At 49.4% G+C, this 26,851-nt stretch carries 21 protein-coding genes and 1 CRISPR repeat array (1 of these 22 only partly in view); of the genes, 4 read left to right on the plus strand and 17 right to left on the minus strand.

Annotated elements, in window-relative coordinates:
* Positions 1 to 22 precede the first annotated feature (22 nt).
* The 13 genes from FYJ66_RS03650 to FYJ66_RS03710 form a co-directional block, all read right to left on the minus strand.
* Complete coding sequence (locus FYJ66_RS03650) at positions 23 to 1,003, minus strand: acyl-CoA dehydratase activase (RefSeq protein WP_154572161.1); 981 nt, start codon at positions 1,001 to 1,003, stop codon at positions 23 to 25.
* Positions 1,003 to 2,082: a 2-hydroxyacyl-CoA dehydratase gene (locus FYJ66_RS03655; RefSeq protein ID WP_154572162.1), complete on the minus strand. Its 1,080-nt coding sequence runs from the start codon at positions 2,080 to 2,082 to the stop codon at positions 1,003 to 1,005. The genes FYJ66_RS03650 and FYJ66_RS03655 overlap by 1 nt, the downstream gene beginning before the upstream one ends.
* On the minus strand, positions 2,075 to 3,046 hold the full coding sequence (locus FYJ66_RS03660; protein WP_154572163.1) for an acyl-CoA dehydratase activase-related protein: 972 nt from the start codon (positions 3,044 to 3,046) through the stop codon (positions 2,075 to 2,077). The genes FYJ66_RS03655 and FYJ66_RS03660 overlap by 8 nt, the downstream gene beginning before the upstream one ends.
* Positions 3,047 to 3,122: 76 nt before the next feature.
* A complete protein-coding gene (locus FYJ66_RS03665; protein WP_154572164.1) occupies positions 3,123 to 4,193 on the minus strand; it encodes an elongator complex protein 3 in 1,071 nt (356 codons plus the stop codon).
* Between the two features lie 123 nt (positions 4,194 to 4,316).
* Positions 4,317 to 5,045 (minus strand): DUF6873 family GME fold protein, encoded by a 729-nt coding sequence (locus FYJ66_RS03670; protein WP_154572165.1) that lies wholly within the window; start codon positions 5,043 to 5,045, stop codon positions 4,317 to 4,319.
* Between the two features lie 31 nt (positions 5,046 to 5,076).
* Positions 5,077 to 6,099: an asparaginase gene (gene ansA, locus FYJ66_RS03675; protein ID WP_154572166.1), complete on the minus strand. Its 1,023-nt coding sequence runs from the start codon at positions 6,097 to 6,099 to the stop codon at positions 5,077 to 5,079.
* Positions 6,100 to 6,241: 142 nt separating this feature from the next.
* Positions 6,242 to 6,733, minus strand: coding sequence for a metallophosphoesterase family protein (locus tag FYJ66_RS03680; protein ID WP_154572167.1), 492 nt, complete (start codon positions 6,731 to 6,733; stop codon positions 6,242 to 6,244).
* Between the two features lie 33 nt (positions 6,734 to 6,766).
* Positions 6,767 to 7,858, minus strand: a complete 1,092-nt coding sequence (locus tag FYJ66_RS03685; protein ID WP_154572168.1) for a DMT family transporter — start codon at positions 7,856 to 7,858, stop codon at positions 6,767 to 6,769.
* Positions 7,859 to 8,172: 314 nt separating this feature from the next.
* Positions 8,173 to 9,453 carry an Mbeg1-like protein gene (locus tag FYJ66_RS03690; RefSeq protein ID WP_154572169.1) on the minus strand — a complete coding sequence of 427 codons (1,281 nt, stop codon included), beginning with the start codon at positions 9,451 to 9,453 and terminating at the stop codon, positions 8,173 to 8,175.
* 13 nt (positions 9,454 to 9,466) lie between these two features.
* Positions 9,467 to 11,353 carry a ClC family H(+)/Cl(-) exchange transporter gene (locus FYJ66_RS03695; RefSeq protein ID WP_154572170.1) on the minus strand — a complete coding sequence of 629 codons (1,887 nt, stop codon included), beginning with the start codon at positions 11,351 to 11,353 and terminating at the stop codon, positions 9,467 to 9,469.
* Positions 11,354 to 11,562: 209 nt separating this feature from the next.
* The gene (locus FYJ66_RS03700; protein WP_154572171.1) at positions 11,563 to 13,074 is read right to left on the minus strand and encodes a DUF1846 domain-containing protein; all 1,512 of its coding nucleotides are present in this window, start codon (positions 13,072 to 13,074) and stop codon (positions 11,563 to 11,565) included.
* Positions 13,075 to 13,152: 78 nt separating this feature from the next.
* Positions 13,153 to 13,791 carry a YwiB family protein gene (locus FYJ66_RS03705; RefSeq protein WP_154572172.1) on the minus strand — a complete coding sequence of 213 codons (639 nt, stop codon included), beginning with the start codon at positions 13,789 to 13,791 and terminating at the stop codon, positions 13,153 to 13,155.
* Complete coding sequence (locus FYJ66_RS03710) at positions 13,791 to 14,999, minus strand: FprA family A-type flavoprotein (protein ID WP_154572173.1); 1,209 nt, start codon at positions 14,997 to 14,999, stop codon at positions 13,791 to 13,793. Before FYJ66_RS03710 ends, FYJ66_RS03705 begins: the two co-directional genes overlap by 1 nt.
* Positions 15,000 to 15,284: 285 nt before the next feature.
* On the opposite strand from FYJ66_RS03710, the gene FYJ66_RS03715 reads away from it, so the two are divergent.
* Positions 15,285 to 16,199: a S1C family serine protease gene (locus tag FYJ66_RS03715; protein WP_154572174.1), complete on the plus strand. Its 915-nt coding sequence runs from the start codon at positions 15,285 to 15,287 to the stop codon at positions 16,197 to 16,199.
* 320 nt (positions 16,200 to 16,519) lie between these two features.
* Here FYJ66_RS03715 and FYJ66_RS03720 read toward each other — a convergent pair whose 3' ends face one another.
* On the minus strand, positions 16,520 to 17,110 hold the full coding sequence (locus tag FYJ66_RS03720; protein WP_154572175.1) for an ECF transporter S component: 591 nt from the start codon (positions 17,108 to 17,110) through the stop codon (positions 16,520 to 16,522).
* A 1,075-nt stretch (positions 17,111 to 18,185) separates the two neighbouring features.
* On the opposite strand from FYJ66_RS03720, the gene FYJ66_RS03725 reads away from it, so the two are divergent.
* The 3 genes from FYJ66_RS03725 (at position 18,186) to FYJ66_RS03735 (ending at position 22,371) form a co-directional block, all read left to right on the plus strand.
* On the plus strand, positions 18,186 to 19,097 hold the full coding sequence (locus FYJ66_RS03725) for a LysR family transcriptional regulator (protein ID WP_154572176.1): 912 nt from the start codon (positions 18,186 to 18,188) through the stop codon (positions 19,095 to 19,097).
* A 59-nt stretch (positions 19,098 to 19,156) separates the two neighbouring features.
* The gene (locus tag FYJ66_RS03730; RefSeq protein WP_154572177.1) at positions 19,157 to 20,440 is read left to right on the plus strand and encodes a 2-hydroxyacyl-CoA dehydratase subunit D; all 1,284 of its coding nucleotides are present in this window, start codon (positions 19,157 to 19,159) and stop codon (positions 20,438 to 20,440) included.
* Positions 20,441 to 20,553: 113 nt separating this feature from the next.
* Positions 20,554 to 22,371 carry an acyl-CoA dehydratase activase gene (locus FYJ66_RS03735; protein WP_154572178.1) on the plus strand — a complete coding sequence of 606 codons (1,818 nt, stop codon included), beginning with the start codon at positions 20,554 to 20,556 and terminating at the stop codon, positions 22,369 to 22,371.
* 20 nt (positions 22,372 to 22,391) lie between these two features.
* Here the strand turns inward: FYJ66_RS03735 and FYJ66_RS03740 are convergent, their stop codons facing one another.
* From FYJ66_RS03740 to FYJ66_RS03750, 3 genes are read right to left on the minus strand one after another with little or no spacing between them, the layout of a single operon-like run.
* Positions 22,392 to 23,147, minus strand: a complete 756-nt coding sequence (locus FYJ66_RS03740) for a hypothetical protein (protein WP_154572179.1) — start codon at positions 23,145 to 23,147, stop codon at positions 22,392 to 22,394.
* Complete coding sequence (locus FYJ66_RS03745) at positions 23,141 to 23,836, minus strand: ABC transporter ATP-binding protein (RefSeq protein WP_154572180.1); 696 nt, start codon at positions 23,834 to 23,836, stop codon at positions 23,141 to 23,143. The genes FYJ66_RS03740 and FYJ66_RS03745 overlap by 7 nt, the downstream gene beginning before the upstream one ends.
* Before the next feature lie 2 nt (positions 23,837 to 23,838).
* Complete coding sequence (locus tag FYJ66_RS03750; RefSeq protein ID WP_154572181.1) at positions 23,839 to 24,204, minus strand: GntR family transcriptional regulator; 366 nt, start codon at positions 24,202 to 24,204, stop codon at positions 23,839 to 23,841.
* Positions 24,205 to 24,622: 418 nt separating this feature from the next.
* Positions 24,623 to 26,851: a CRISPR direct-repeat array (repeat unit 36 nt; unit sequence GTTCAGCTACCATATGAAGTTACACTACTCTCAAAC); it runs 52 nt beyond the window's last position.

Genomic DNA, 26,851 nt, shown 5'->3' on the forward strand with positions numbered 1-26,851 from the left:
TGTTGTTGTTCAAACAAATCTGTTATTCTTCCTTGAATCTTTCGGCTGCTTTTCTTGCGGCTGCCTCCCCTCGCTGACACCGGTTACCCCAGCTGTCTATCATCTGCCCCTCTCTGTAAACGCAGATGATCTCGCAGTTGTTAGGGCAGCCGCCGCAATTGATCTCCCGGGTAATGAATTCCATATCTTCCACATCGAAGCTGAATTCCTTCCTATTCTTGCTGCGGCGGGCAAGGATTGCAGCTCCGATGGCACCCATGAGGTGTCCGTTGTCGTCCACCAGCACAGGACAGCCCAGCTGGTGCTCAAAGGCTTTTACGACACCGATATTCTTGGAAACCCCTCCCTGGAACACTACTGGAGACACAATCTTCTTGCCTTTTCCCACATTGTTCAGATAGTTCCCCACTACAGCCTGGCAGAGGCCTGCCACAATATCTTCCTTTGTGTGGCCAACCTGGATTTTGTGGACCAGATCAGACTCGGCAAATACGGTGCACCTGGCAGCTATCTGGGTAGGGTGGCTGGACTTCAGGGCAATCTCTCCCATCTCCTCCACAGGGATGCCAAGCCTGTTGGACTGGCTGGAAAGGAAGGCCCCCGTTCCGGCGGCGCATAAGGTGTTCATGGCGTAGTCGATGGCAACGCCGTTTTCCACCAGGATTATTTTGGAGTCCTGGCCGCCGATTTCCAGAATTGTTCTCACGTCAGGATGGAAGGTGGTCGTTCCCACTGCGTGGGCTGTGATCTCGTTTTTGATTACCGTAGCTCCTACCACTGTTCCTACCAGCTGACGGGCGCTGCCCGTTGTACCCGTACCCACGATTCTGTATTTTTCCGGGGAAAACTGCTGCTGAAGAAGGTGAAGGAGCTCTTTTACCGCTCCAATAGGATTTCCTTCCGTCCAGATGTAGGCGCTGGAGACTATCTGATTATCTTTTGTGAGAATAACTCCTTTTGTGGAGATTGATCCCACGTCTATTCCCATGAAAACATCTTCCATCAGTGTATTACCTTCTTTCTCATTTCTATCATGTCGTAAAAAGCTTCTATCCTTGTCTGGAATCCTGCGCTTCCGTCCTGGGAATCGTAGGTAAGGTAGAGGATCGGGATTTTGTAGTCCTGGCTGATTCTCTGGAGAACAGGAATGATGTCGATCTCCGGGGTGCAGCCGGCGCTTTTTACGTGAATCAGGCCGTCATAGCCTCTTTCGGCACAGTCTTTGGCGTACCAGATGTTTGCCGTTGAAGTTGGGCCCATCTCATATTTACAGTATTCTCGTATTCTGGCATTCAGGTTTTTTTCGCCGGGATAGTGGACGTTTCTGTTGGATACGTTCATCCAGCGGTGGACTTCCACCCCCAGGTCGGCCAGGGTCTGTTCAAGGTCGATATTGGAAAATTCGTCCATGACGGTGAAGTACTCGCCCAGGACCCCTACTTTCAGAGGGAAGGGTCCCTTGTCTACAGGGATGGACTGGAAAGCCTTCCTGCACTTCTGATAGCCCTCCTCAATGTCCGAAGCTTTCTGGGCCACGCTCATATCTTCCATAAACTGATCGAAGGCTTTCTTGTACTGGCCCTTCTCCGTCTCGAAGCCGCAGTTCTGGTAGTACAGGCTTTCTATGGTGTCGATGGACTCCAGCATTTTCAGGCCGTCCAGCCCTGCCTTTCCAAGGGGCACTGCTCTGGCATCGGGATTCAGCCGGCGGAGAGCCTTGATGTAATCCTTGCCTTTTCCAGTTGTGTATTCCGCCAGGTTCAGGTAGTCGAATTCATATCCCAGATCCCGGAGAATGGTTTCCGCCAGCTCTCCATAATATCCCAGGCGGCAGTATCCGAAGACCATTATCAGGGTGTCCGCCCCTGCTTCCAGGGCTTCTATCATGCTGCCCAGAATGGTCTTAAAGGGAGTGCAGACCATGTCAGGGGCGTATTTCACTCCCAGATTCAAGGTGTGCCTGGTCATTGGCGGCTGCATAATATAAGTCTGTTTCAGCCCCTGTTCCACAAAATACCTGACCACATCATTGTATCTGGCAACCATGGGAAAGGCGATTTTCCGTTTTCTGCTTTCACTCATTCTGCTCTCCCCTCCTCATTTCCAGAATGTCCACAAAACTTTCCAGTCTTGTATCCAGGCCTGCGGAACCGGTCTGATCGTCCAGGGTCATCTGGAGCACCGGCACCTTTGTAATTTTATTTTTATGAATCAGCATGTCGTTTACCATGGAATCAAGGGCACATGGATATACGGCCAGGAGAATTATTCCGTCTGCCTGGGCATAATGCATGGCCAGAGATCCTACGATTTCCCTTGAAAGCTCCCACTTCAGAGTAGGGGAAGCCTTCTCTGATTCCCGTAGGGCCTTTTTCTTATCAACCTGGTCAGCTCTAATTACGGTGACCCCCATCTTCTCCAGCTTCTGGAGAACAGGTTTTCCAATGTATTCGTCTTCGATAATATAGCTGTGGCCGGCCAGAATCAGTTTAAGGCCCTCTTTGTGGTAGAGCGCCTCAGTCTTCCTGGCGGCAGCAGCCCAGGCTTCGTCCTGTGCCTTTGAAGCTGTTTTCCAGGCTTTTGAGGCAGCCTTTAAGGAAAAGCCATTTTCCACTGCCATCTCCATCATCGCCTTCCTGTGGTCCTTTCTTTTTCCCGAATCCACATCGTAAGACAGAACCTGGAAGGAACAGTCCCGGAAAACATTGGATACCAGATCGGGCAGGGCTTCAAAATTTGTGCACATTACCCTCCGTATTCCGAAGTCCAGTATTCTTGGAACGAGAACGTGGGTGCACTTTCCCTCAAGAGCCTCTACATGGCCCATGTATATTTTCATGGCCATGCACATTTCCGAAGCTGCCCGGCCGGCCCCGTTTTTCATGATCTCCAGATTGGTATCCGGGCTTACCACCGTTCTGATTCCCAGCTCCTTAAAGAAGGTTTCCCACAGGACTTTATATCTGTAATACAGAAAGGCCCGGGGAAGGCCGACCACCATCTCTTCAACATGGTTTTCCTTTCCAGGCATTTTAATAATGTTCATACTGTTTTCCCCTTATTCGACAATACTTATCCGGCGGCATCAACGGACCTGCGGCGGCCGGAAACTCCCTGCCGCACTATTTTTCAACAACCCTGAATTCCCCTTTTCCCAGTGTCTCATCTGTCCCGTATTTCAGGTTAAGCTGGGGGAATTTCTCTTCAAAATATTTTCTGTTCTCACCGGAATTTCCTATCATATTGGAAAAACTATCCGGATTTGCGTAAACATCCACTTTCCGCCGGGGTGAAGGCCGGTGTGTACGCCGAGGCCCAGGTCTTTCCATGAGCTCCGGCCCTTTTTCATTTACAACAGCCTCCAGCATGGGCAGGATCTTCTCCCGGGCAATCCGGCCTTCCACCAGCTGCCGGAAAGCAGGATGATAAGTGCCGCCGTTAACGACCCCTCCGTCCCCGATAATATCCGTGCTTTTCAGGCCTACTCTCATTATGTATATTCCTGCATCATCGAGTATTTTATACATTTCAGCCGTGGTCCTCACTGCCTCCTCCCTTGAAAGAGGCCTGTACCGGCCCGACTCATACATCCTGAAGAGGGGCGTGTTGTCAAGGACGATGGTGGGATAGAGGCGGGCCAGGTCCGGCTTCAGCTTCACCGCCTCTTCTGCAGACATGATGCAGCTCTCGAAACTGTCTCCCGGAAGGCCAATCATCAGCTGTATTCCCAGCTGAAACCCGTACTCCCTGATAAGAGCCGCCGCCTGACGAGTCTGGTCTGCACTATGACCCCGGCCCGAAAGCCTGAGCACCTCATTGTCAAAAGACTGGGCCCCCAGCTCAATCACGTCCACCTGGTGAGCCTTCAGATTGTCCAGAATCTCCCGGTTTATAAAATCAGGCCTGGTAGACAGATGAAGCTTCTGCACCAGACCTTTTTCCTTGTATTCCACGGCCACATCAAGATAGGCCGACTGAAGCTCCATGGGAATTCCGGTGAAACTGCCTCCATAAAAGGCGATCTCCACTTCCTTGCCCTCCAGAGTGGACAGCCACTGATCTATGGTTTTTCTTATTTCCTCCGGATCCGGCGCCTCCTCCCGGGCGGTGATCTCCTTCTGATTACAGAAGACGCAGTCGTAAGGGCAGCCCAGGTGAGGGATGAATACCGGTATTATTGCGTGTTTTTTCATGGCAAAAAAATTTTATTCAAAGGCCCGGGCCTCGAGCCTCCGGGAAAAATCTGAGCCGGGGGACCGTGACCTGCGCCATTTCCAAAATCTGTTTTTCTAAAACTTAAATTATCACAAATTATCTTACATTATGGTTCCGATGTCGGTCAGAGGATACTCAGGGAACCACTTGCACTCCAGCCCTCTTTCCTCAATGAAATCCTTTATTTTCTGAAAATCCGGATGAGCGCTGAGATCTCCGTTGAAGATTATTTCGTCTCCAACTCTTCCGCTGGCACCGCCTATAAACCCGGTGTCATATCCCTCCAGGGCTACATGGCCTTCCTGTACCAGCAGCACATCCAGGTCTTCCGCCTTGCTGCAGGCAGCTGCAATGCCCTGGTCTGCCGTTATCAGAGATCTGCTGTCAACCACCACCGTGCTGCACTTGGTATATCCCTGCCTGCAGCCTATCATGTCAACAGTCCACACTCCTCTTACCCTCTCCAGAAGACCTGGATCTGTGTAATTCAGATTGTGGATAAAATACTCACTGGTGCACACTGCATTAAACATCACGTCATCAGGATACTTGCATGGTTTCTCCACGTTCATGAAATCCCCCGGCTCTGCTTTATAAATGATGGCATTTCCGTTGATGTCATTGTATCCGATGCGGCAGAGGAACATGTCCGGGTGGTTGGAAACACCCTTTTCCATGATTCCCTCTGAATACATGAGTATCACGTCAAGATCCTTTGAATCCAGGTATTCCACCAGCCTTCTGTCAGCATCCACCGACAGAAAAATCTTGGAATCGGGATCCACCATTTCGTTCCACTCTTTGCTGAAAACTTTTACTTTTTTAATCATAAGGCATCTCTCCTGTTTCAGATTCCGTGTATCAGATTCTGTGGTCCAGTTCCCCTCTCAGGTCACCTTCCATCAGCTCATGTATTTCATTCCGGCTGAGTCCCAGGCTCAGCAGCCAGGCCAGCTTCGTAACAATAGCCTCCGTGGTCATGTTCTCTCCGCTGACTGCACCGGCTTCCGCCAGCTCCGAGCTGGTATCGTAGGCCCCCAGCCTCACTCTGCCCTGAGCACACTGAGTTCCCACAACAACCACAGTTCCGTTGGCAATGGCCGCCTTGATGATTTCCGGCAGCTCGTGATCATAATTTGGTATGTTTCCAGTGCCAAAGGTCTCAAGAACCAGACCTTCCAGGTTCTCGTTAACCATAGGTGCAAACAGGTCGAAGTGTATGCCCGGATGAAGCTTTATTACTCCGATGGAAGTCTGGCGCAGCTTCGTAAGCCGGAAGGGCTTCTTGTCCGGATCCGGTTTTGGAAGCATCAGCTCTTTATTGTAGCTTATTTCTATTCCCGCCGTGGCCAGAGATGGATAATTAGGGGATGTAAATGCAATGAGCCGGTCTGCCGAAGACTTGTATGCCCTGTTTCCTCTCAGAAGCTTATTTCCAAAATACAAGCATACCTCCGGCACCACCCCGTCTGCAGCAATAAGCAATGAAGTGATCAGGTTGTCCTTTCCGTCGCTGCGCAGCTGGCACAGAGGAATCTGAGAGCCCGTAAGGATCACAGGCTTACCCAGGTTCTCCAGCATGAAAGACAGGGCCGAAGCTGTGTATGCCATGGTGTCCGTTCCGTGAAGTATTACGAATCCGTCGTAATCATCATAACGGCTGGCGATGGTCTCTCCCATCATGTTCCATTCTTTGTATGTGGTATTTGAAGAATCCAGCAGTGGATCAAACTCCACCAGATCCCACTTTGGCATATCAGGGGCCGACAAATCCTTCAGGGCCAGAAGCTCCTTGTTCAGAGCTCCCTGTTCCGGTGCAAAGCCTCTTTCCGTCTGAACCATCCCGATAGTTCCACCAGTATAAATAATGCAGACCTTTTTCAATGATTTCTCCTGTGTGATAATGTCTTTATTTCAGTTTGCAGTTTAATTATGGAAAAAATTCTTTCCACTTCAGTTATGCTGCGAATTGCCCTGGGGTGTTTCTGCCGCACATCCTTAATTATACACAAAAGCCGGGCTTCTTCTACTCAAAGCCCAGCTCTACTGTATAACAATTCATTTTGTTGTCTTCAATTTCCACGATTCCGTAAGATCCGTTGGATCCATCCCTGGGATATGAGATACTGCCAGGGTTAAAAATCGTAATACCGTCGCATTCTCCCAGTACAGCCTGATGAGTGTGTCCGAAGAACGCTGCAACGCAGCCCTTCTGACGAGCTTCGTAGGCCAGATTCTCCCAACCTGACTTCACCCCGTAACGGTGGCCGTGAGTGAGGAAAATTTTTCCTGCACTGGTGGTGAGGACCCGGTCCTTAGGAACTCCGTAGATCTGGCCAAAGCCGTCGTTGTTACCCATTACCGGAATAATGGCTCTGGAGGTTTGCCTTTCAAGATCAAAGGCATCTTCGAAGGTGTTGCCCAGATGGATGATGTAACTGGCATCAGGGTGTTCAAGGATGACCCTGCGGGCCTCATCCAGCTTACCGTGAGTGTCGGCTAAAACAAGGATCTGCATACAAACTGTTCTCCTCTGTCCTCTGCAAATTTATTAGCCCTGGATTTTCTCTGTGTGCAGGGCCTTTCTCTCTTTTCTCTCCTGGTGCTTCTGGCGGGCAGCGGCTTCCGCAGCCTCGATGTGAGCCAGCTCATCTTCCTGGGCACTCTCTATGGCTGTAAACTCTCTGGCAGCCTCTCTCTCCAGACCTCTCTCTGCTTCCTGAGCCACTTCTCTGGCAGTTTCCATCTCCTGGTTTCCAGCGCCCTCAGCCACCTTGTTCTTCTCCCCTGTGAGAGTAATCACAGATGCAGTCAGGAGGAACAGAATGCCTACAACAGTGTTCCACTCAATGGACTCACCCAGAATGGTGATGGCGAAAATCGGTGCGATGGCCGGTTTGATGAAGAAGGCCAGGGAACCGGTGGTAGCATCGGAGTATTTAATAGCTATGAAGTAGAACAGGTAGCCCAAGCCGGTGACGAAGATGCCGCTGTACAGGACAACCAGCGGGTTGGCAGTGATGCCCGCAAGAACCGGACGCCTTGTGACAACCAGAACCACCAGCAGAATCAGAGATCCCAGGATGAAGCTTACGCTGGTCTGCATGAAGGTGCCGATTCTGGCGATGGACCTTTTGCCCATTACAGTATATGCCGCAAAGGTTACGGCGGCCACCAGCATGAGGATGATTCCCGGAACGGTATTTCCCGGCTCAACATTCCATGGCCTGATGAGGAATACACCAGCCACGATGCCTACGGCGAAGGCCAGGGCCTTTCTTGATGTCATCTTTTCCTCGGTGAAAATATGTGCAATCACCATGGTGAACAGCGGGTTCATGCAGATCAGGGCTGCTGCGGTGGCGGCGTTGCACCTTTCAACTCCCAGCTGGAAGCACAGCATGCTGATAGGAATACCCATGGCTCCAACCAGGGTCAGCCATCTGATATCAGCTGCCTTGAGACTGTATCCGTTTTCGTGAGCTTCCTTTATGCCCATAGGTAAAAGAATCAGTCCGCCTATCATAAATCTGAGAAATGTGAGCTGGACAGAGTCAAAAGAACTCCCTCCGATTTTCAGCGCCGTTTCCATGGTGCCGAAAAGAAGTGCGGTAAGTAAAACACATGTTACTACTCTTTTCATAGAGATTCGGGGCTTTAGCCCCTGCCTTCCTTTCTGCAGTAAATCTAAGAAATGTTTTGTAGTGTTATGAAGAGATATTTATCGAAAAAACAAATAATAGTACATTGAAATGATGTGTGCCGAGATGCCCTTCCAGGTATCTGGCGCAATAAAAGAGACCGACCCGGCAGAGCTGATACAACTTACCCTTGTCGGTCTCCACGGCTATGTTACTCTTGCTGTGGAACCATTGCAATTAAGCACTTATAAAAAAACAGTGCATGAAATACCAGACTGATATGTGCCGGCCCCGGCCATAGAGACGGGCTGTCTTATTATCCGTCCTGTTCCTCCTGAGACCGGTCCCGGTTCTCCCTGTCTCCCGGTGCCAGCTGTCTGATGGAAGCTGCTGCAAGAGAGCGGAGAATCCGGAAGAAATTCTTCCTGCTGTTTTCGTCCACATCTCCAAGAGAGGCCATTACAGTCAGGATTTTTCCAGGGGTGAGATTTTTCAGGTCCGTAAGGGTGTTGATGTCGTTGTTTACCAGAAGGCCGTAGAGGGTGTTTGTAAAATCCTCCCTCTCCTCATAGGAGGCGGACATGAGCCAGTCTCTGATGGTCCTGTCGTGAAGTTCGCCGGCCCGGGACAATTTTTCCTGGTAGATAAAATCTCCATCTCCCACGTGCCATGCATAGGCAAAATGCTGCATTATCCCGATTCCGTCGCTGGATACCACGTCGTAGTCATCGGTGCTGCCCATAAGCATGCCTATTATGCTGGACTCGGGAACAGTTCTGTGAATGACTATATCGTCTCTTTCCCTGATCTTCTCCAGCTCCTCCAGCACATCGTTTCTGAACCCGGGTCCGTCGTGGCTGAAAATTCTCAGAATCCTGCTGTGAATGTCCTCATTGCACTTCAGGCCTCCGTAAATCGCCATGTTCCCCCCTTTGGAGTGGCCGCCTATCATCAGCTTGTACCGGCTTCCCCGGGGATTGCCGGAGCCGTAATTCCTGTTAATGTAGTCTGCTGCCAGGGCCTGAGCCGGAACCTCTTCCATAAAGGACATGTTGAAATCTTCCTTCCATCCCAGAAGATCCCTGTCTGTTCCTCTGAAGGCGATGTACACAGTATCCGGATCCAGAACGAAGCTCATTGCGGCAAACTGGGTTTCACTGGCGGCGTCAGTATCTGCCTCCAGGTTTATTACCGGCAGATCCCTGAACCGGGGGCTGGCGGCGGCGAAGGAGAATATTTCCAGATTCCTCTCGTCGGAAATATCGTCAGCAAACACCACATCGAAATATTCACTGCGGAAAAAATCCCTTATTGTCAGGGTCTTTCCCCCCGGAATCTCAAGTTCCCTGCCGGACTCACTGCCAGATTCACCGCCGGATCTGCGGCGGAGAATTTTTCTGAAAAATCCCTTTTCTTCTCTGTTTTTTTCCGATTCTCCGCTTTTAAAGCTTTCCCTTATGGCTTTTTCCGACAGCTCCAGCCGGGAATAGCACAGCTGGGACAGAACCAGGCTGTCCACAGGATTAAAGGGCTCTTCACTGAAAGTCTTGTTGGCTTCCCTGGTGTAGTCGATTATGTTTCGGTATTTTTCTGACATAAACACCTCTCAGTTATTTTCCAGAATCTTCCGGATGGTCTTTCTCAACTCTGAGGATCAGCCCGTCCCGATTTTCCTCTGGAACCACCAGTGTATGGCATTTTTCGTCCAGGATTCTCTGGGCCGGACCTATATCGCTTCTTCTGCACAGAACTTCAATGGCATCTCCGCCTATAAGCCTTGTGCGGCCTCCGGGGATCAGCTCTCTCTCACCTCTGCGCACAGAGGTGATCAATGCTCCCGGCGGAAGTTTCAGATCCATTACCTGTCTTCCGTCCATGTAGGAACCGGTGTGAACATCTCCGAAAATAATGGCTCTTCTCTCCCGTCCTCTGGAAGCTTTGATCTTCCTCTCTTTCTGTATGGAATCTCCTGCTGTCTCAGGCCTGCCTATTTCTACAATGGCTTTTTCCTGAGGTGTGAGGTTCTTGTTCTTAAGCCTTCTTTCCAGCAGCTGTTCATATACAGGAACTCCTCCCATCATGTCGGCAGTCATAAAGGCCACCACAGATATGAAGGTGAGAGACAGCAATGTGCTGAAGTCACCTGTCATCTCTGTTATCAGGATAATGCCTGTAATTGGGGCCCTTACTATTGCTGCAAAATATCCGGCCATTCCCATTATCACAAAGCATGCAATGTACTCCTGGCCTACTCCCAGGGTGCTGGTCAGCACTCTGGAGTACAGGCCTCCTGTTAATGCCCCCAGAACCAGCAGAGGCAGGAAGATTCCTCCCGGAGATCCGGATCCGAAGCTGGCAGTGCTGAACAAGAACTTCAGCAGCAGCAGGGTAGCCAGAGCGCCCAGGGCGAACTTTCCGGAGCTGATTTCAGCCACCATTATGCTTCCGCTTCCCAGAACCTCTGGTTTTATAAACATGAACAGGAAAGACATGGCCATGGCGCAGAGCATTTTGAAGGTTGTGCTTCTGCTAGGGGTTTTCTCTGCCTTTCCCAGAAAATCAAAGGCGTCCTGCATTGCGGCCAGTGTTCTGTTGTAGAAAACGCCGAAGGCTCCCAGTATGATGCCAAGAACCAGCACTGTCCAGTACAGCTTCAGAGGCAGCTTGTGGGTTATTCCAAAATCAAAAACTGGTGTCAGTCCTATGATGTTTACTGCTACGTAATCGGAAACAGCCGTTGCAACCATTGTTGGTACAAGGACTTCAAGGGAAAAGTTCTTGTGGAGCTCTTCCAGTGCAAAAAGAGCTCCCGCCAAGGGCGCACCGAAGGCGGCGGCCAGGCCTGCACCCGCTCCGCAGGTGATCAGCAGCCGTTCTTCTGTGAGGCTGGTGTGCCTCAGGCGGGCGCAGGCCTTCCCCAGCATCCCTCCGATCTGGATGCTGGGGCCTTCCCTGCCAAGGGAAAGGCCGCCGCCGATGGCAAGGGTGCAGCCCAGAAGTTTGGCCGGCAGCACCTTCCACCAGCACTGATCTCCCAGGCCCTTCAGCTCTCCCTCCACCTGAGGAATGCCAGAACCGGAAATCTCCGGCTCGAACCGCAACAGGAGGGAGAGCAGCACAGCAATGAGGATCAGTGCCAGGGTGACCAGCCCAAGAGGCCGGCCGCCATGTACTGCCTGCTGCACCATATCGGTTCTGATCAGGTCAGCTTTGTTGAGGGAAAGGCGGAACAGGGCTATGACTGTGCCCACTACTGCCCCCACCAGGGCTCCTTCTATGATCATCACGTGCTGAAAATGCTCTCTGGTGGGGGCGTTTTTCACGTGGCAGGCCCGGCGGTTCCGCCTTTCCTTCCTTTCTCCTTTATCAGATTCCCTGCTTTTTTTACTGTTTAAACTGCCGCCTGTACTGCTGCTGTTATTACTATTATTACTGCTGTTACTGTTATTACCGTTAATACTGTTATTACCACTGTTAGGATTTTCCGGATCACTCATAACTTACTTCTGTTTTCTAACTTTCCTGTCTTTCAAGAAAAGGCAGCGGATGTTTCCAACCTGCTGCCTTTTCACTATGTCCATTCTATTATCTGTCTATCTGCCGATTCCTGTTTTTTCTATGCCTCTGGCTTTTCCCCTCCGGATGCGGCCGGCGCAATCAGTTTCTATTTGATCTTTCCTGATCCGGCCTGGTTCTTAGTGTCCGGCTATCTTGAATAAAGGTTGTTTGTGGCATATACAGGATTTGATGTGGCATCGATGCCCAGTGATTTCAGGGCCTGCTCGTCTCTGTCACTGAGAATTGCCGTGCAGTGGGCGATGCAGCCGTCCAGTTTAGGCAGCTGCTTCATTGCAATGTCTGCAACGGGGTTGGTGGTTCTGCTCATGGTGAGAGCCATTATCACCTGCTCTACGTTCAGGCTGCTGGACTCCCGGTTGAAAACCTCTGCGTTCATTTTTCTCAGGTTATCCAGGATCTGCCTGGACAGCACCGGCATGTCCTCACCAATGCCTGCCAGCTTCTTGATGGCGTTCATAACAGCTGCGGCGCTGGCCACCATCTGCGGAGAGCTTTTTCCCGTAACGATGGAACCGTCAGGCAGTTCTATTGCTGTGACTATTACGTTGGTATCATCGTCGCACTCTCCGTTCTTCAGGGCCGCGTAATCTTCTGCAGGTTTTACCACCGGTCTGTCATAACGGTTTGCGTTGACTTCCTCCATCAGAAGCTTAATCCGTTCAAGAACCGACTGATCGATCCGGCCTTTTTTGTAAGAACACTCTGCAATGAGGTATCTGCGGACTATTTCCTGCCTTGCCGCTTCTTTGCAGACATCGTCGTCAATGATTCCAAAACCGGCTCTGTTCACTCCCATGTCTGTAGGTGACTGGTATCCCATCTGATCCCCTGTGATCTTGTCCAGGATTCTCTTGAGAACAGGAAAAGCCTCGATGTCTCTGTTGTAGTTAACTGCCGTCTCCCCGTAGGCTTCCAGGTGGAAAGGATCGATCATGTTCACATCCTTCAGGTCTGCAGTTGCGGCCTCATAGGCTATGTTCACCGGATGCTTCAGAGGCAGGTTCCAGATTGGAAAAGTCTCGAACTTTGCGTATCTTGCCTTGTTCCCCCTTCTGTACTCGTGGTACACCTGGGAAAGAGAAGTAGCCAGTTTTCCTGATCCGCCTCCTGGTCCGGTAACTACGATTAAAGGTTTTGTCACCTCGATGTAAGGGTTTGCTCCGTATCCTTCATCGCTGACAATGGTGTCAACGTCTGTTGGATACCCCTTGGTGTAGTGGTGCTTGTAGGTGCGGATTCCGTCTCTTTCCAGCTTGCTGATAAACATGTTGACAGCCGGGCTGTCTTCATATCTGGTGACTACTACTGAGTTAATGGAAAGGTCGTAGCTTCTGAACTGGTCGATAAGTCTCATGACCTCCAGATCGTAGGTGATTCCAAAGTCCTGGCGGGTTTTCTTTGTCATGATATCTCCTGCATATACGCAGATTATGATCTCCGCCTGGTCCTTCAGTTTCTGAAGGAGCTTGATCTTGCCGTTTTCGTCGAAGCCGGGCAGCACTCTCTTGGCGTGCTTGTCCTGCACCAGCTTTCCTCCAAATTCCAGATAAAGCCGGCCGCTGCCGCTGTTTATCCTCTCCTTGATATACTTTGACTGTTCCTCCAGATACTTGTCGCCGTCAAATCCGGTTCTGGTCATGACAAATCCTTTCTTTGCTGATATATTGCGAATACTGCTATGGTGGTCTTCCTGCCGGTTTTTTCCGGCTGATTCCTGTTAACTTCTGCCAGTTTCTCTGTCCTCATCCGGCTCCACCGTTATTTTCAGCTTGTTTCTGTGGTTGCCGAACCGGTCAAACTTAATTGTATACTCTGCTTCTATGGTTCCTGTGCCTTCCGGTGTCAGGTCGATGCCCAGCTTGTGGGTGTAGAGTTCCAGATCCAGGGTCAGGGACTGAATGGGCAGGACGTACCTGGTTATGCACCGGACTCCCTGTTCCAGTCTGATGTCCATGTCCTGGGGTTCCTCCTTGCTGAACCGCTTGATCTCCACTTCCTTATCTCTGATGCGTATAAGGGTTCTGACGTTTCCAAGGCCCAGTTCTTCCGACTCATTGTAGAGAAGGTATCTGACTCCGTTTACTGTGTAGTAAAATCCTTCTGTATCTATATCAAGGCTGTCTTCCAGATCGAAGGTTCTGGCAAAGGCCTCTCCCTTCTCTTCCAGTTTCTCGCTGTACTGGGAACTGCGGAGATGGATGAAAACAGGTTTTTTCACTCTGCCGTTATGGCCGGAATCTTCAAGGGCTTCAGGGCTTTCGCTTTTTTCCAGCTTTTCCGCCTCACCCAGGCTGTCCTCAATGCCGGTATCCTCCGCCATTTCCGGAATATTTTTTTCCTCTGCTATTTCTGCCATCAGGCCTCCTTTATGTCTTCTGCAATATCCTGAGCCAGCTTCTCAAGTTCTGCTCTTGTTTCTTCCTTAACGGAGGATCTGACTGTTACCATGTCTCCTACAAAGGTGATTTTCTGCAGTCCCTGGAAAAATTCAACTACTTTCTTTCCGCTGGCCGGGTTCCAGGATCCGTTCTGAATGACGCTGACTTTCTTGTTCTGAACGCCCATGGACTTCATTTCAGCCAGGGCTTCTTCCATCTTAATGAAAATCTCTGCGTTGTAGGTGTTGGCTGCTACCAGCAGGTTGCTGTATCTGAACACCTCTGGCAGAACTTCCATAGGGTCTTTCCTGGAAACGTCCATTATCTTTATCTTGTCTACTCCATCCTCTGCCAGGTGGGATGCTACGATTTCGGCGGCGTTCTGTGTGTTTCCATATGGGGAAGAATACAGGATGAGAACACCCTTTTCCTCCGGCTCATACAGGGCCCACTTCATGTATGCATCGATATATTTGCCGATGTCCTTCCTTATAACGTATCCGTGAAGAGGGCAGATCATGGTGATGTCCAGGGCTGATGCCTTCTTCAGCAGGTTGGCGGTGAACTTGCCGTATTTTCCTACGATTGTGGTGTAGTAGGATCTTGCAGCTGGAAGCCACTCTGTGTCGAAGTCGTATTTGTCAGCAAAAATGTTGCCGTTATGTGCTCCGTAGATTCCGAAGGCGTCTGCTGAGAAAAGTATGCCTGTTGAAAGGTCGTAGGTCACCATTACTTCAGGCCAGTGAACCATTGGTGCATTTATGAAGGTGAAGCTGTGGCGTCCTGTGTTCAGTTCCTGGCCTTCTTTTACCACGATGAACTTTTCGTCCACATCCCAGCATACGTACTGCTTCACCATTGCCTTGATCTTCGCTGTTCCTACTACCTTCGCCTCAGGATAGCGGAGTATCAGGTCTTCCAGGGATGCGCTGTGATCAGGCTCAACATGGTTGACGATTACATAGTCCAGCTTCCTTCCGTTAAGCATGTGCCTGATGTTTTCATAGAAAACTTTTGAAACAGCATGGTCTACCGTATCAATGACTACTGTCTTCTCATCGTCTACAAAATACGAGTTGTAGGCCATTCCGTCGGGAATGGGAACTGCTCCTTCAAATACCGTGATCTTCCTGTCATTTCCGCCGATCCAGTACATATCATCGTTGATCTTGTTAACGCAGTACATTGAATTGCCTCCTTATGCTGATATCTTTATTTATTATTTTCATTATTGTTTCTGCCATTTCCCGGTACTAATCTCCCGGGCCGGGCCTGTAATGAACTGTAAAAATCATATACAAAATCACTCTATTATACCGCCTTGCTCCCTGGTTTATCAACGACTGAATTCCCCGGCCCAACAGCTTTTCTACACATCTGCCTTCACCATATATCACCCTCGATTCACTTTTTATACATAAGTTAAGGTTATACTACCTAAAAACATTATTATCATCAGGAGGTCAGGCAAATGGCATTTAACGACGGCGATGGACGGATCATCAATCCGGCAACGGGAAAACCTTACGGCGGTTTTTACAACACTAATTACGAGGCCCCGGAACACCAGTCTCCTGAAGGCTCAGGTCAGCTGGCTGCTCCCCGCTATGTAACAAGAAAAGCACTTATTTTTTCACTAATCATAGCCATAATTATATCCACATGCACAGGGGCCTTCCTGGGACTCTGGATTTCAAGCCGCACTGAAAAAACCAGTTACTCCCGCCTCTCTAATGAATCTCTTGAGGACGCCACCGGCAGTGACATGACTATTGAGGAAATAGTAAATGCCAATGCAGATTCAGTGGTTGAGATTACTACAGAATCTGAACAGATGTCTTTGTTCGGCGTACAGACCAGTGAGGGTGCCGGTTCCGGAGTCATCGTCACAAAGGACGGATACATTGCAACAAACTACCACGTAATTGAGGGCAGCCGTTCCGTTTCTGTAAAGCTTCATTCGGGGAAAAAATATGATGCAACGGTTGTAGGTTACGATGAAAGCAATGATCTGGCTGTGCTGAAGATCGATGCAGATAATCTGAATCCTGTTACTATAGGAAAAAGTTCCTCGGTTGCTGTTGGGGATCTTGCAGTTGCAATCGGAAATCCTCTTGGAACACTGGGCGGAACTGCTACCTCTGGAATCATCAGTTCCCTGGACAGGAAGCTGTCTATTGACGGCCGCCAGCTTTCCCTGCTTCAGACCGATTCGGCAATTAACCCTGGAAACTCTGGCGGCGGCCTTTTCGACCAGAACGGCAAGCTGATCGGCATCGTAGTTGCCAAGGGCTCCGGCACTGGCATCGAAGGACTGGGATTTGCCATTCCAGTTGACACTGCAGCTCCAATAATCAACCAGATAATCGAAGATGCAGAGAAATAAATCCGGCGGCCGCTGGTGATGCGGGCATTCTGGCGGTTGGCGCTGGTGATGCGGGGATTTTTCCGTATATCATGGAAGGCACACCTTTTTTGTATTTTTTCTGAAAACAATAAAAATCCCCTGGCGCCTGATTGTTTCAAGGGCCAGGGGGTTTTCATCAAATTGTTGTTTTGTATTTTTTGTATTGTTTTGCAATGCAGCTCTTTATAATCGACTTACGGCAGATCCCGTTTCTGCATGACTCTGCATTCTGCATAAACCTGCATGATATATGAGTCTGCGCCTTACGGGCTTTACGGGGCGATCCGTTATATATGAGCTTATAGCGGGAAGGAGAAGTATTTTTTTGCAGGTGTTCTGCTCAGCGACACTGCAATCAGCATAGCGACCACTTCTCCTGTAAGGAACTGTCCTATGTTCCATGGAATCTCTGCCAGGGCAGTTCCCACGTTTCCATAGATTGGTATTTCTCCCAGGAAATATCCTGCAACCATAACCAGTCCACCAGCAGCCATTGCTGTCATTTCGACGGCTCTTCTCTTTCCTCCACTTACTGATTTCTCCGATCCTTCAATGGAATTCTCATTCTTGCCCAGGAACTTTTCTATTATAAGACCGCACACGAAAGCCATGAGGAATTTTACAATGAAGGTGCAAGGTGCGAAGAAGGCGTATCCGCCAAGAACATCTCCCATAGCTGAACCCAAACCTGCTGCAAGAGCTCCGTTTCTTTTTCCCAGAAGAAGGACTCCCAGGAAAATAACTGCATCTCCCAGATGCACGTAACCCTGGGTCATTGGAACGGGTATGCGGAACAAACTTGTTGCCACCAGTATCATTGCCATAACCAGTGCTGTGAAAACCAGCTTTCTGATTCCACTGTTAGTATTGCTGCTATTTCTATTCGACATTGCTGTCCTCCAATCTCAATAATTAATCTTATTTGCCTGCAAGGGGCCAGTGTTTCAGATTTCTGGCTGCCTCCGACTTGCGGCTCCCTTTTACCTGATGAATGTTACCATTATTTTGTTCATTAATAAATATGCAATTACTATTATTTTTGTAATAACAGATTGGTGAATTCACTGGATTTCAGCGAATTTTGACGGATATAGAGTACAGATTTTTACAAAAATGACAGATACAGATTAAGTTGGGGTGCATTCAGGGAGTGGGGCTCAGTACTGCTGACAAGATGCTGGGTGGGGAGTTTAGGAGCAGTACTGAGACAGTTTGTTGATGTGAGTACTGCTCGCAGGGGGCTGGGGGAGCAGTAGTGGGACAAGTTGTTGAGGCCAGTACTGCTCGCGGAGGGCTGGGAGAGCAGTACTCTTTCTGATTTTGAGTTTCAGTACTGCTCATGGAGTGCTGGCGGAGCAGTACTCTTTCTGATTTTGGCAATCACTACTGCTCGCGGGATGCTGAAGGAGCAGTACTCTTTCTGATTTTGGCAATCACTACTGCTCACGGGGTGCTGGCGGAGCAGTAGTGGACCGGGTAATCGATGTGAGTACTGCTCGCGGGATGCTAGGGGAGCAGTACTCTTTCTGATTTTGGCAATCACTACTGCTCACGGAGTGCTTGCGGAGCAGTAGTGGGCCGGGTAATTGATGTGAGTACTGCTCGCGGGATGCCGGGGAGCAGTACTCAGCTAATTTTTTTCATGAGTACTGCTCCCGCACGTCTTTACCTGATACTGGCCCTGCCGCTGGTCCTGCTGCTAATCTTATTGCTGGATCCTGTCTCACACGAAAAAGCACTGCCGCATTTCAATGAAATGCGGCAGCCGGCGTTGGCCAGGCCTGCAAAGCCCTTCAGTACATACCTATATACAGGTATTTTCCTTGATTATTTCCCCGTTTTTAACTATTATTGTGTTCAATATTTCAGTTTCCGTTATCGATGTTCCGGAGAGTATAATTCCCATAATATACAGGATTTTTTATATTCTCTGGAATTAAACCAGTTTCCCCGGGAGGGCTGTTTATGACACTAAAACAATTAATATATGTCCTTAAAGTTGCGGAAGTAGGAAACATGACTGAAGCCGCTTCAAGGCTTTTCATCGCCCAGCCCTCACTGACCCACGCCATCTCCGAACTTGAGAAAGAACTGGGTATAACCATTTTCATCAGAACCAACCGGGGCATCACCACAACCAGAGAAGGAGACGAATTTCTGGGTTATGCCAGGAACGTAATAGAACAGGCAGATCTGCTGGAAGAAAGGTACAAGAGGGGCCACAAGGGCAACCCCCGCTTTGCCGTTTCATGTCAGCACTATTCCTTTGCGGTAAGCGCCTTTGTAGAAGTCATCAATCTTTTTCCTGCAGAAGAATACGACTTCATTCTCAGAGAAACTGAAACCTACGAGATTATTGAAGACGTAAGCCACCTGAGAAGCGAGGTAGGGGTTCTCTACCTGAGCCCCCACAACCAGACGGTTCTGGAGAAGGTTTTCCGGAAAAATGATCTTGTTTTCACCGAACTTCTGCGGGTTGCGCCTCATATTTTTATAAGCAATGCCCATCCCCTAAGCGACCGGGAAACTCTGAGCCTTGAGGATCTGGAACCTTATCCATACCTGTCCTACGAACAGGGCTCAAACAATTCATTCTATTTCTCGGAAGAACCTCTCAACGCCCTGGAATGCAGGAAAAATATTAAGGTCCGGGACCGGGCCACACTGTTCAACCTGGCAGTAGGCCTGAACGGTTACACCGTCAGCTCAGGAATAATCGACTCCTCTCTAAGCGGGCCGAACATTATTTCCAAGCCCCTGGACACAGACGGAGAAATGCGGATCGGATACATAAGGAAGAAAAACGCCCCTACCACCAGATACTGCAGTGCGTACATCAATTTTCTCAAAGACAAGACAGGGGCCAGCCAGCTGTAAACAAAGGGAGCCGGGAACCTGCTGCCACTGCACAAGTTTTAATCACAGAAAGAAATCAGATGACCGTAGTAGAAAGATTTGGAAAAATAGTAGACCAGACCTGCGACAGGGATCCGGCAAAGGGCCGGCAGGTTCTCAGAGCCGGATGGGAAGCCCAGCTTTTCATGTTCCGCCACAGGCCTGTTAAAGCCCTGATGCCAGGGTACCAGTATCTGGCCGCTCTCATGATGGACACAATGCTGGAGCCCCTGAGAGATCCGGCCCACTCAGCAATAGTAAGCATTTTCACACCCTGCCAACTCCTTCAGGAGGTGGGGCTTGCCCCCTATAACGCAGAAGCTTTTTCCGCCTACCTTCAGGGGTCAAAATGCCAGCAGAGCTGCATCCAGAACGCCGAAGCCTCCGGGCTGCCGGAAACCCTGTGCTCATACCACAAGATTTTTACAGGAGCCGCCGAAAAAGGCCTGCTTCCAAAGCCTCGCTGCATCGTCTACACCAACCTGACCTGCGACGCCAACCTGGTGACCTTCCGGAGGCTGGCCAGCTTCTACAAAGTCCCGTCTTTTTTCATCGACGTACCCCGGACCCAGGGAGAAGCTGAGGTGAGGGCCGTAGCAGACCAGCTGAGAGAACTGGCTGTTTTTCTGGAAAAAATCACCGGCAAAAAAATTCACACTGCATCCCTGAAACGGCGGACGGACAGGGCCGTGGATACAATGTCCAAGTTTCGCAAAGCCCGCCAGCTCCAGAAGGACCACTACATTCCCACCGACCTTGTATCACCTCAATACGGAGCCATGGTCAACAACGTACTGCTGGGAACCCGGGAAGTGGAACACTTCTCAGACCTTCTGCTGAAAGACGCCCGTTCCTCAGCACCGGCCAGAGGAGTCAGGCTGTACTGGATCCATACAAATCCATACTGGTCCGGAGCCCTGAGGAAAATACTGTACATCAACGAGAGAGTTCAGATCATCGGCTCCGACATGGAACAGGTAATCACACCTGAGGAAATGGCCTCTGAAGATCCTTATGTGGCCATGGCAAGGCAGATGGTATACAACCACCACAACGGACCGGTGGAAAGGCGGATCCAGGCCGGGATTTCACAGGCCAGAGAATCAGGCTGTGACGGAGTGGTCTGGTTCAATCACTGGGGATGCAAGCACACTATAGGCGGGTCAGCCCTTGCAAAAAAACGTTTTGAGGAAGCCGGTCTCCCCTGCCTCGTTCTTGACGGTGACGGAGTGGATCCGGCCCACGGAGGAGAAGGCCAGACTGCCACAAGAATGGGGGCCTTTGTGGAAATGCTGGAGAAAAGGAAAGAACAGCAGGAACACTAACTGGAGAGAAACCAATTGATGCAGCGCAACATCTGCGGAGAAATTAATTGATAAAGCGCAACATCTGCGGAGAAATTAATTGATAAAGCGCAGCATCTGCGGAGAAATACAATATGCAAAATTCGAAAAACACCATCCATTACGAATGCAAATACACTCCTGTTGAGCTTATCCAGGCTCTGGGAGGCCAGCCGGAACTGATGAACTCCATGGGAGAATCTTTTCCCAAGGCAGATATTCTGGGAAGCCCAAATCTCTGCGGCTTCGGGAAAACCGTTATTGAAACCGCCGTTTCCGGAAAAGTAAAAGACCTTTTCCTGGTGAACTGCTGCGACACAATAACCAGCGCTGGAGACATTATCCGGGACGCAGGCACCACAAACTTCCTGTACACCATGGATCTGCCTCACTGTCAGTCTGCCTGCAGCAGGGAGCTGCTGACAGCCCGGCTGGAAGATTTTGCAGCCAGGTACAGCCAGCACACCGGCGCAGTTTTTGACGGGAAAAAATTCCGCCAGGCCTTTGCTCCTGCTGAGGTGCCTGGGGGTCCATATATTGCAGTAATCGGCGCCCGCATGGGCGACCAGCTTTTTGATATGGTCAAAGAGGTTATGCCCCTGCCAGCCAGGAACCTTACCTGCGTTTCGGGCAGGGACCTGGGGCACTCCGTTCCTCCTGAAACCCAGGACTTCCACCAGCTCATGGACTGGTACGCCGGCCAGCTTCTGGCCCAGACACCGTGCATGAGGATGGAGGACATTACAGGGAGGAAAAAACTTTTTAACGACCCGGATCTGGCGGGAATCATCTACCACACCATAAAATTCTGTGATTTCTACAGTTTTGAGTATTCCAGGATTAAAGACGAGGCTGGTGTTCCCCTGCTGAAGCTGGAATCAGATTTTACACTGCAGAGCAGCGGCCAGGTTCTCACCAGGCTGGAGGCCTTTGGAGAAACCATAAGATCCTTCCGAAAGGCCGGAAGCAGTGGAAACCAGCAGCCAAAAACCGGGATCAATTCCGGAAAAAATTCTGAAATTCACGAGCCTCTCTACGAGGGGCCCGATGGCGAATTTGATGGAGACTTTGCCGGCGAATATTCTGGTGAACCTGCTGGTGAATCTGCCGGTCAATATGCCGGCAGGAATAAGGAAGGGACCCGCTACTATGCAGGCATTGACAGCGGGTCCACCAGCACCGACGTGGTTATCATGGACCAGTCTGGCAAAATCATCACGTCGGTGATCCTGCCAACGGGCGCCGGCGCTGAAAACAGCGCCGCCCGCGGCCTGACCCAGGCCCTGGCCCAGGCCGGCCTGGAACAGTCCCATCTGGCCGGGGTCACGGCCACGGGCTACGGGCGTGGCTCGATTAATGTGGGTGACAGCCAGGTTACGGAAATTTCCTGCCACGCCCGGGGCGCCCACTATCTTTTTCCGGAGGTCCGCACTGTAATAGATATTGGCGGACAGGACAGCAAGGTGATCTGCCTGGATGCCGGCGGCAACGTCAAAAACTTTGTAATGAATGATAAATGTGCCGCCGGCACAGGCAGATTTCTGGACAACATGGCCAGAACCCTTGAAATGACCTTGGACCAGATGTCCAAAAAGGGCATAAACTACAAGGAAGACATAACAATTTCCAGCATGTGTACAGTTTTTGCCGAATCTGAGGTGGTGTCCCTGATTGCAAAAAATAAGTCCCCGGACGACATTGTCCACGGACTTAACAAGGCAGTTGCCTCCAAAACCGGCACTCTGGTGGCCAGGGCAGGAGGCACTGAAAAATACATGATGACAGGCGGCGTGTCCCGGAACGCCGGTCTTGTCCGCGCCCTTGAAAAAGAGCTGGGCGCAAAGCTTTTCATCAGCCCTTACGCCCAGCTCTGCGGGGCCATAGGCGCCGCACTTTTTGCAATGGAAGAATAATTTTTCTAATAATTTCTATATTACTCCAGATTCAGCTTGTTCCTCATGAGATAGTCGGTCAGGAGGAACAGCCCTGCAAACATGGCTGCCCCAACCAGAAGTGGAATTATTATTTCAATCGCTCTCATTCCTGTAAATCCTACAGTATCTATGACCTTTACGGCGATGATGAGCTCACATACCAGAAGGGCGAAGGCTACAGCCACAGATATAAGTCCGCGGTGACTGGATGCCAGGTGGCCAATGGTCAGAGCGGCGTAGATGGTAATAATGAGGACAAAATACCCTACGATTGCCAGGGCTATTGCTGACAAAAGAATGGCTGCAATCCTTCCCTGCTCCTGAATATGCAGTTCTTTTAGTGCTCTCATAACATCCTTGTAATTTACGTCCATCTTAACGTCATTCAGCTCAGGAGCAGCAATCACCAGAATGGACAGTAATCCAAAGACCTTTGATATGATCACCCAGAGGAAGGAAGATATGAGTTTTCCCCAGATCTGGGTGCTGATTTCTACAGGGAGAGTGAGGGTGAAGTGGGCCTGGTCTCCCAGCAGGTTTTTCCTGTAAACACTTACAATATACACTATGGTCATAATAGCTACTGCTGTTGCAAAAACTGTGTAGCCGATTATTGCCAGTGTATTGAGGCCGCCGGAAGGCGCGAATCCTCCTGAAAGTCCCAGAACCAGGGCCATTGCCAGAGTAAGACCGTAAAGAGGTCCAAGCTTTCTCCAGCCATCCTTCATATCGTATTTAATGATCTTACCTAGCATTTGAATACCTCCTTGAACAGCTCTTCAACGCTGACTCCCTTCTCTTCTCTCAGCTCGTCAGCATTTCTGTTGAGCAGAATTTTTCCTTCCTTGATAAAAACCACATCGTCCAGAACCGACTCAACTTCCCCTATGAGGTGGGTTGAAATAACCACCAGCGCCTCCGGGGAATAGTTGGTTATTATGGTCTGCAAAATGTAGTCTCTGGCTGCCGGATCCACTCCTCCAATAGGCTCGTCCAGCAGGTAAACCTCAGCCTGCCTGCTCATTACCAGAACCAGCTGGAGTTTTTCCTTAGTTCCCTTTGACATCTCCCGAAGCTTCATCTTGTTGCTTATTCCAAGGGAAAGGAGCATGTCAACGGCCTTCTCCTTGTTGAAGTCCTTGAAGAAATCTCCGTACATTCTGACCATTTCTCCAGCGGTCATGTACTCTGGAAAAATCACTCTGTCAGAAAGGTATGCCACGTGTTCTTTTGTTTCTGCTCCAGGATGAATGCCGTCAACCAGCACATCTCCCTGGCTGGCGCTTACAAGGCCTGCCGCCATCTTGATCATTGTGGTCTTACCCGCCCCATTAGGCCCGAGAAGTCCCACGATTTTTCCAGGCTCCAGACTCAGATCAACATTATCAACGGCCCTCTTGCTGCCGTAATTCTTCGTTACTCCCTTATATTCCAGGATTCCCATCTCTATACCTCCTTCAGTCCTTCCAAAACCGCATCTACGATCTCTTCTTTTTTCATTCCCATAGCCATCAGCTCCTGGATCATCCTGGCAACATATTTCTCAGCCATCTTCTTGTTCAACTCCTTTAATGCATCCTGTCTGTCGCTGACAAACTTCCCGCTGGTCCTTTCTGTGTGAATCATTCCCCGTCTTTCAAGCTCCGTCAATGCTCTCTGCATCGTGTTGGGGTTAACCCCGGCCTCAAGGGCCAGGTCCCTTACCGAAGGCAGCCGCTGCCCCGGAGAATACCTGCCCGACGCTATCCTTGCTGACATTTCATCCACGATCTGCGTATAGATGGGGATGCCATTTCTAAACTCCCATGCCATACAAAACCCTTCCTTTCCTGTTGTCTTTTCCCTCTTTCGCTTTCTCTTTTCCTATGCATCAACTGCCAGGCCACAGTCCGGCAGTGCGATTGCGCAGTTGTTTTGTTGTATGATTGTATTGTTGTATTACGTTACTAATACAATAGTGCAATTGTGTCAGTCTGTCAACACTTTTTTGAAAAAAATATTGCTCTCTCCAGCAGCTCTTGCGAATACCGGGGGAAAGCCGCTCCAGGGGGTGAAGGCAGGCTTAGAAAAGGCGCCGGATCAGCCTGGCAGCCCCTCCGGCAGTCCCTATGAAACGAAAGAAGATGCCAGTTTCCTTCAAAACCAGCATCTTCCTTTGGTTGGTGTGTTTGATTCTCTTAGAATATCTGTGCAGCAAAGCAATACAATAGATTTACTTCACTGCTCTCTCATTTAGTTACCATATGAGATTACACTACTCTCAAACCACAGAGTGAGTGACGAGTTTCTTAATGCAATTTAGTTACCATATGAGATTACACTACTCTCAAACAGCTCCATGACGGCTCGCTCCTCCTCTCCAATTTAGTTACCATATGAGATTACACTACTCTCAAACACTGTCATCTTTCTACCTCCTGCCTTCCGGGTTCAGCTACCATATGAAGTTACACTACTCTCAAACACTCTGAAAGATGTCGGGCTTCCGGTTTTTGTTCAGCTACCATATGAAGTTACACTACTCTCAAACGTCTGCGTCCTCGTCCACTCCCAGTGTTACGTTCAGCTACCATATGAAGTTACACTACTCTCAAACCGACACAAAAGCCAGTTGGGTTGTTTGCGGGTTCAGCTACCATATGAAGTTACACTACTCTCAAACTTACGCACTTCTTGCATGACGCTCGCGGCGGTTCAGCTACCATATGAAGTTACACTACTCTCAAACAGGCGCTTCGATTCCTCCGGGTGAGGTCTCGTTCAGCTACCATATGAAGTTACACTACTCTCAAACTTTTGTCTACTTGTTGGTCTCATCGTTGTCGTTCAGCTACCATATGAAGTTACACTACTCTCAAACCGCTGTTAATTCGTATGCAGTTTTTCGCCGGTTCAGCTACCATATGAAGTTACACTACTCTCAAACAACGGTTATAATGGACGAAATGTAGACCCAGTTCAGCTACCATATGAAGTTACACTACTCTCAAACTAAGGGGTTAGCTTTGCGTGGGTGGTTCTGGTTCAGCTACCATATGAAGTTACACTACTCTCAAACAAAATCACAGCACCGAAAAAGGAGAAATAAGTTCAGCTACCATATGAAGTTACACTACTCTCAAACCCTTAGCTAAGGTTCGCCATACTTCGCCTTGTTCAGCTACCATATGAAGTTACACTACTCTCAAACCTACAGACGTGCACCCTGGACAATGGCCTAGTTCAGCTACCATATGAAGTTACACTACTCTCAAACGACCCTGACGGCATTCTGAGCCGGTATGAAGTTCAGCTACCATATGAAGTTACACTACTCTCAAACGACCTTGCAGGCCAGATCGATATCGTAAAAGTTCAGCTACCATATGAAGTTACACTACTCTCAAACTTGCCAGAGTTCCACCGCCGATTACCGTAGGTTCAGCTACCATATGAAGTTACACTACTCTCAAACCAAATAACTTTGTGCGAGATGGTATTTTCGGTTCAGCTACCATATGAAGTTACACTACTCTCAAACACCTGATCATCGAATATTCCATCTCTTACAGTTCAGCTACCATATGAAGTTACACTACTCTCAAACAAACCCGTCGATTGAATTCACAAACCCTGCGTTCAGCTACCATATGAAGTTACACTACTCTCAAACCAAGCGGACGATTACAGCGTCGGACGATGCGTTCAGCTACCATATGAAGTTACACTACTCTCAAACAACGGCTACAATTGGCGAAACGTAGACCCAGTTCAGCTACCATATGAAGTTACACTACTCTCAAACTACTTTGGAGTCAGTGAAGCAATTGTAACAGTTCAGCTACCATATGAAGTTACACTACTCTCAAACTAGGTTGCGATGTGATCAACGTCCCACATTGTTCAGCTACCATATGAAGTTACACTACTCTCAAACATAAGTCGCATCCGCCTATGGCATAGCTATGTTCAGCTACCATATGAAGTTACACTACTCTCAAACACAACAACCGATAAATCAACAGGACAACTAGTTCAGCTACCATATGAAGTTACACTACTCTCAAACGGCGTATGCAAGGCGTGAGTTTTTAAGAATGTTCAGCTACCATATGAAGTTACACTACTCTCAAACTTATTGGCAGATTGACAAAAGACCCGGAAAGTTCAGCTACCATATGAAGTTACACTACTCTCAAACAATTTAAACCCAGTGGTTGTTATGGTGGTAGTTCAGCTACCATATGAAGTTACACTACTCTCAAACGTCCGATGATTCCATCAACCGCAATGCTCAGTTCAGCTACCATATGAAGTTACACTACTCTCAAACTTAGCAAACTGCCAATTTCTACAGGTGTAGGTTCAGCTACCATATGAAGTTACACTACTCTCAAACTTGCTATTCCTCATCATCGCCGCCGTTAATTGTTCAGCTACCATATGAAGTTACACTACTCTCAAACGTAGACCTGGCGCT

Origin of the sequence: Allobaileyella intestinalis (assembly GCF_009695865.1) — a bacterium.
Lineage (GTDB): Bacteria > Bacillota > Clostridia > Peptostreptococcales > Anaerovoracaceae > Allobaileyella > Allobaileyella intestinalis.